The 6,282-nt window shown below is 78.0% G+C and carries 4 protein-coding genes; all 4 read left to right on the plus strand.

Going from position 1 to position 6,282, the window contains the following annotated elements; translation table 11 throughout:
• The first annotated feature begins 22 nt into the window (after positions 1–22).
• The 4 genes from WDV06_RS19665 (at position 23) to WDV06_RS19680 (ending at position 5,971) form a co-directional block, all read left to right on the plus strand.
• Positions 23–508 (plus strand): hypothetical protein, encoded by a 486-nt coding sequence (locus WDV06_RS19665; protein WP_395511076.1) that lies wholly within the window; start codon positions 23–25, stop codon positions 506–508.
• Between the two features lie 148 nt (positions 509–656).
• Positions 657–1,574: a LysR family transcriptional regulator gene (locus tag WDV06_RS19670; RefSeq protein ID WP_395511077.1), complete on the plus strand. Its 918-nt coding sequence runs from the start codon at positions 657–659 to the stop codon at positions 1,572–1,574.
• 140 nt (positions 1,575–1,714) lie between these two features.
• Positions 1,715–2,323: a DJ-1/PfpI family protein gene (locus WDV06_RS19675; protein WP_395511078.1), complete on the plus strand. Its 609-nt coding sequence runs from the start codon at positions 1,715–1,717 to the stop codon at positions 2,321–2,323.
• 75 nt (positions 2,324–2,398) lie between these two features.
• Positions 2,399–5,971, plus strand: coding sequence for an nSTAND1 domain-containing NTPase (locus tag WDV06_RS19680; protein ID WP_395511079.1), 3,573 nt, complete (start codon positions 2,399–2,401; stop codon positions 5,969–5,971).
• Positions 5,972–6,282: the final 311 nt, after the last annotated feature.

The following is a 6,282-nucleotide window of genomic DNA, read 5'->3' on the forward strand; positions in this document are numbered from 1 at the left end:
TCCGCTCCCATACTTGGGCCTCATGAGAGGGAAGGACAAGGACCCCGTGCGCAGCAGCCCGCTGGTGCCCGCCGCCGTGGGCCGGGAGATCGCCCGCCACGACTGGGCGTCCATCACCTGCGGCTGCGGCCGTTCGGCGGGCCATCTGGAGGACACCCTGTGGCATGCCGCCGAGGGGCATCCGGCCGCGTTCCACGCGCTGGAGGGGCACGTCTTCACCCGGCCCAGGCTCTGGCCGCCCGCCCCCGCCGCGTGCGCGGTGCTGATGGCCGTCTGGGCGGCCGGGCCGCCCCGGCTGGCGACCCGCGAGGCCCTGCTGCGGACGCTGCTCGCGCTGCTGACCTCCGAGGACGACGGGACCGCGTACGAGGCGGGGCTCTACGGGCAGTGCGCCGCCCACGTCCGGGCCGGCCTGACGCAGCTGAGCGGGGATCTGGCCGGCCGGCCCGGCAGCACCACCGCCGCCTACGCCGACGGCATCCTCGACATCATCGGACTGTGCGCCTGAGGCCGCGCAGCAGCTGCGGGTTGACCTCCTCCGGGGAGGCGGCGAAGGTCGTCGTCCCGCGCCACGGGCGCCGGGAGTCCGCGCGTCGGCGACGCCGCTGTAGGGTCCCAGCGGAACCGCCCGCCTCCGACCGGCCCGAGGAAAACCCTTGATCGATGTGCACCGGCTGCGCGTCCTGCGGGCCGTGGCGGACCACGGCAGCTTCAACCGGGCCGCCGCCGCGCTGCGGCTGACCCCCTCGGCGGTGTCCCAGCACATCGCCGCACTGGAGCGCGGCCTCGGCCACCCGGTGGCCGAGCGCAGCACGCGCGGGGTCACGCTCACCGAGGCGGGCCGGCTGCTGGTCGAGACGGCCGAGACCGTCACCGCCGAGCTCGACCGGGTCCGCGCGCGCATCGACCGGCTGGCCGCCGGGCGGCCCCGGCTGACGGTCGCCACCTTCACCAGCGGGGGCCGCCACCTGCTGCCGGGGGCGCTGCGCGTCTTCGTCGCCGCCCATCCGGAGGTGGAGCTGACGGTGCTGGAGGCCGAACCGGAGGCCTCGCTGCCGATGGTGCGGGCCGGTGCAGCCGACCTGGCCCTGGCCTACCACTTCGACGGCCCGCTGCCCTCCGGGACCGGGCTGTCCTGGCTGCCCCTGCTGGAGGACCCGCTGTACGCGGTCCTGCCGGCCGGCCACCGGCTGGCGGGGCGGGAGGCCGTCGAGCCTGCCGAACTGGCGGCCGACCGCTGGGTGCTGGGCTGCCTGAAGACGGAGGCGTTCCTGCGCCGCTACGCGGACCGGGCCGGGTTCGAGCTGCGGATCGCCGCCTCCACGACCGACTACTTCTTCGCCCAGACCCTGGCCGGGGCCGGCGTGGGCGTCGCGCTGGTCCCGCACATCGCCCTGGCCCCGCCCGCCGGTGCGGTGGTGGTCCCGCTGGCCCCGCCGCGGCCGGCCCGCCACCTGGGCGTCGCCGCTCCCCTGCGCTCCCCGCTGCCGTACGCGCGGGCCCTGGCGCAGGCCCTGGGCGCCTGCGCGGGCGCGGGCGCGGAACCCGGGGACGGCGGGGCCCGCCCCGCGTAGGATCGGTGAGCCGGCCGGGGACAGCGGCGGAGGGGGCCGGAAGGGCGCGAACAGGCCACCGGACGCGGGTGGTCCCGTGAACGGCCCGCGCGGCACGCCAGGACCACGGAGGTCCGGCGGTACGTCCCAGAGGAGTGGTGATGCGGGTAGCGGTGGTCACGTTCGACGGGTTCAACGAGCTCGACAGCTTCATCGCCTCGGCTCTGGTCAACCGGTGCCGGCCGGACGGGCTGGAGGCGTTCATCACGACGCCGACGCCCGTGGTCACGTCGATGAACGGCGTCGAGGTGACGGGGCAGCGGCCGATGGAGTTCGTGAGCGAGGCCGACGTCGTGCTGATCGGCAGCGGCATCAGGACCCGCGACGTGATCGCGGACGACCGGCTGCTGTCGATGCTGCCGCTCGACCCCTCGCGCCAGCTGATCGGCTCGCAGTGCTCCGGGGCGCTCGTGCTCGCCCGGCTCGGGCTGCTGGCCGGCAGGCCCGCCTGCTCGGACCTGACGAGCCGCCCCTTCGTCGAGGAGATGGGCGTCACCGTCCTGGACGAGCCCTTCCACGTCGAGGGGAACATCGCGACGGCGGGCGGCTGCATGGCCTCGCAGTACCTGGGCGCCTGGGCCATCACCCGGACCCTGGGCGAGGAGGCCGCGCGCGCCGCCGTCGCCTATGTGGCCCCGGTCGGCGAACAGCGGGAGACCGTCGACCGCGTCATGTCCGCGATCGGCGTGCGGGCCGGCGCCCTGCGCTGACAACCGGCGGGCGGCCGGGGCCGGTTGCCGGACAGCGGTCGCGGACGCCGGGCGTCGCGGCTAGGTTCTGGCCCCATGCAACGACGACCTCTCGCTCTGGTACTCGACGTGCTGCTCATGCTGGTGGGCGCGTTGCTCGGGATCGCGACCAACTACGCCACCAACGTGGAGGGCGAGGTCCCGCTCCCGCTGCGGCTGCTGCGCCAGTGGTCGATACCCCTCGTCGGGATCGGGCTCCTCGCCCTGGTCGGCGGCCAGCTGTGGCTGCGCTGGCTGGAGCGGCGGCCGCCGGTCGTCCCGGTCGCGTGGACGGCGGGACAGCCGCCGTACCCGGGGCTGGAGGCCTTCGGGGAGGAGGACGCGGCGGTGTTCTTCGGGCGGGAGCGGGAGACCGCCGCACTCGTGGCCCGGCTGCACCCGGCGGCCCCGGCCCGGGCCCACCGGTTCGTGACGGTGGTCGGGCCCTCCGGCTCCGGCAAGTCCTCGCTGGTCCGGGCCGGTCTGCTGCCCGCGCTGACCGGGCGCCGCTCGCGCTGGACCGCGTACCCGGCGATCACCCCCGGCACCGACCCGGTCGGCGCCCTGCGGCGCGCGCTGGACGGCGCCGCCGACGACGGGCCCTCCCGGGTGCTGGTGGTGGACCAGCTGGAGGAGCTGCTGACCCTGTCGGGGCCGGGCGAGCGGGCCGCCTTCGCCGCCGCGGTGCGGGAGGAACTGGCGCGGCAGCCGAGGCTGTGGCTGGTGGGCACCCTGCGCTCGGACTTCCTGACCGGGTTCCTGGAGGCCGAACTGGCATTCCTCGTACGGGATCCGGTGGTGATCGGAGCCCTGGAACGGGAGGCGCTGCACGAGGTCGTGGCCCGCCCGGGCGCGGCCGCCGGGGTGTCCTTCGAGCCGGGCCTGGTGTCGCGCATCGTCGACGACTGCGGGGGCGGCGACGCGCTGCCGCTGCTCGCCTACACGCTCCAGGAGCTGTACCGGCTGGCGGGCGGTCCCGGTTCGGTGATCGGGTACGCGCACTACCGGGAGGTCGGCGGGGTCGCCGGGGCGCTCGTCGGGCAGGCCGACCGGATCCGCGCCGAGCTGCTGGGGCCTGACGGGGACCCCGACGACGGAACCGACCCCGTCGTGCGGACCCTGCTGCGACTGGTGACCGTGCAGGGCGAGGAGCCGGTGCGCCGGCGCGTCGCCCGGGACGAACTGTCGCCCGCGGAGAGGGAGATGGCGGACGCCTTCGTCGCGGGCCGGCTGCTGACCTCCGACGCGGGGGTCCTGGACCTGGCCCACGAGGCCCTGCTGCGCCGCTGGCCGCCCCTGCGACGGGCCGTCGCGGACCACGTCGGGCAGCTGCGGCGGCGCGGCGAATGGGAACGCTGGGCCCAGGAGTGGGAGTTCGCGGGCCGGGGCGAGGCCTTCCTGCTGACCGGCGAGCGGCTGGCCGCGGCCCGCGCCTGGCAGGCGCAGGCCCCCGCCGGGCTGGAGGTGTCGGCGCTGGTCGCGGAGTACGTGGAGCGCAGTGCCCGGGCGGACGGCGCGGCCCGGGCGCGCACGGCGGACGCGGTGGCGGCCCGGGTGCTGGAGAGCCGCGAACCGGAGACGGCCGTCGCGGTGGCCCTCGCGGCGGTCACCGAGTGGGCGCCGACCCCGGCCGCCCTCCAGGCGCTGCGCACGGCGCTGGACGGCTCGCTGCTGCGGGCGGTGCGCCGGGACTTCGGCGGGGCGGTGACCGGCGCCGCCTGGTCCCCCGACGGGAGGCGGCTCGCCGCCTGTTCGGAGGAGGGCCGGCTGCGGGTGTGGGCGGCGCCCGGCCCGGAGGACGGCGGCCCGGAAGCGGACGGCCCCGGGGAGGACGGCGCTGGGGACGGGGGACGGGGGGCGGCGCCGGTCGTGCTCGACGTACCCGGCGGTCGGCCCCGTACGGTGGCCTGGTCGCCCGACGGCTCCCTGCTGGCCTGCGCCACCGGGGACGCCCGGCTGACCGTCTGGGACACCGCCTCCTGGCGGCGGGTGGCCGACGCCGGGGGCGGCCGCGGCGACGGGCCCGCCCCGCTGGCGTTCTCCCCGGACGGCAGCCGGCTGGTGTCGGCCGGGGCGGCCGGGGAGCTCCGGTTGTGGGACACCGCCTCCTTCATCCCGGCGGGCACCCTGGAGGCCGGGCCCGGCACGCCGTGGTGCGCGGCCTGGTCCCCCGACGGCGGACGGATCGCCACCGCCGGGCAGGACGGGGCCGTACGCATCCGTCCGCCGGCCGGCGGGGAGCCGGTGACCGCCGGAGCCGCGCACCAGGGCGCGGTGACGGCCCTGGCCTGGTCCCCCGACGGCGCCCTCCTGGCCTCCGCCTCCGCCGACCGTACGGTGGTGCTCCGGGACCCGGCCGCGGGCCGGGCGGTACGGGTCCTGTCGAGCATGGACCGGATCGACTGCCTGGCCTGGTCCCCCGACGGGACGCGGCTCGCGGCGGGCGACCGGCACCGCAACGTCCGGATCTGGGACCTGGAGGCCGTCCCGGCGGCCGACGGGGAGGCCGCGGCCCTCTGGCTGACCGGGCACCGGGACGCCGTCCGCGCGGTCGCCTGGAGCCCCGGCGGACGGTGGCTGGCCACCGCCTCCCGGGACCGCACCCTCGCCGTCTGGGAGCCCGCCGCGCCGCCCTCCGTCCTGCGCGGGCACGCCGATTCGGTGTGGCAGAACGCCTGGTCCCCGGAGGGCGGCTGCGTCGCGAGCGCCTCGGAGGACGGGACCGTACGGCTCTGGGCCGCCCCGGAGTTCGGGCCGCCGCGGGTCCTGGCGACCGGGCAGTGCGGGGACCTCGCCTGGTCACCGGACGGGTCGCGGCTGGCGGTGGGCCGCCGCGACGGCACGGCCGCCCTCTGGCGGTGCGACGGCAGCCCCGCGGCCGAACTGCCCGGCCGGCACGGCGCGGAGGTGTCGGCGGTGTGCTGGTCCCCCGACGGCACGCGGCTGGCGACGGCCGGGCGCGACGGCCTCGTACACGTGCGGGACGCGGCCGGCCGGGAACCCTCGCGGGTACTGCGCGGGCACGACGACTGGGTCACGGGAGCCGACTGGGCGCCGGACGGAAGACGGCTGGCGACCTGCGGGACCGACCGGAGGGTCGTCGTCTGGGACGCCCGGACAGGTGAGCGGCTGCGCACCCTGGAGGGGCACGAGGACCAGGTGTGGGAGGTGGCCTGGTCCCCGGACGGGCGCGTGCTGGCCACCGCCTCCCGGGACCGCACCGTCCGCCTGTGGGACCCGGACGCCGACGGGCCGGCTGCGGCGGCCGCCGTGCTGACCGGGCACGGCGACCGTGTCCAGGACCTCGCCTGGTCCCCGGACGGCACCCGGCTCGCCTCCGTCTCCCGGGACCGGACGCTGCGGCTGTGGGACCCGGCCCGGGCCGCCCCCGTCGCCGTGGTCGGACTGCACGCCGACTGGATCAACGGCGTGTCCTGGGCGCCCGACGGCAGCCGGATCGCCACCTCGTCCCGCGACCGGACGGTCCGCCTGTGGACCCCGGTCCCCCGGGACGGCGCCGGGACTCTGCTGCGCCTCGCGGCGGGACGCGTCCTGCACCCGCCCACACCGGAGCAGCGCCAGGGCCACCAGCTGCCGCCGCCCGCGCCGGTCCCACGGCCACGCGGGTGAAGTGCGCCCCGGCGCCGGTTCCCGGCCGGGGGAAGGCCCGTTGGAGGGGCGTGAACACCCCCATAGAACCGATGGACAGCGCCTTTCACGGTCCGGCCGGCATCCGGTCGTCCCTGGGCTGCGGGGTCCTCTCCGTGAGCCTCGCCGGGGAGTTCGACCACTACGGCTGCCTCCCCCTGCGGGCCCTCCTCGACGAGGGGGGGGGGGGGGGGGGGGGGGGGGGGGGGGGGGGCGCGGGGGGGGGGGGCGCGCGGCGCCCGCGCCCGCCGCGCGCGGGGGGGGGGGGGGGTGGGGGGGGGGGGGGGGGGGGG

The sequence above is a fragment of the Streptomyces racemochromogenes genome, from assembly GCF_044129415.1.
Taxonomy (GTDB): domain Bacteria; phylum Actinomycetota; class Actinomycetes; order Streptomycetales; family Streptomycetaceae; genus Streptomyces; species Streptomyces racemochromogenes_A.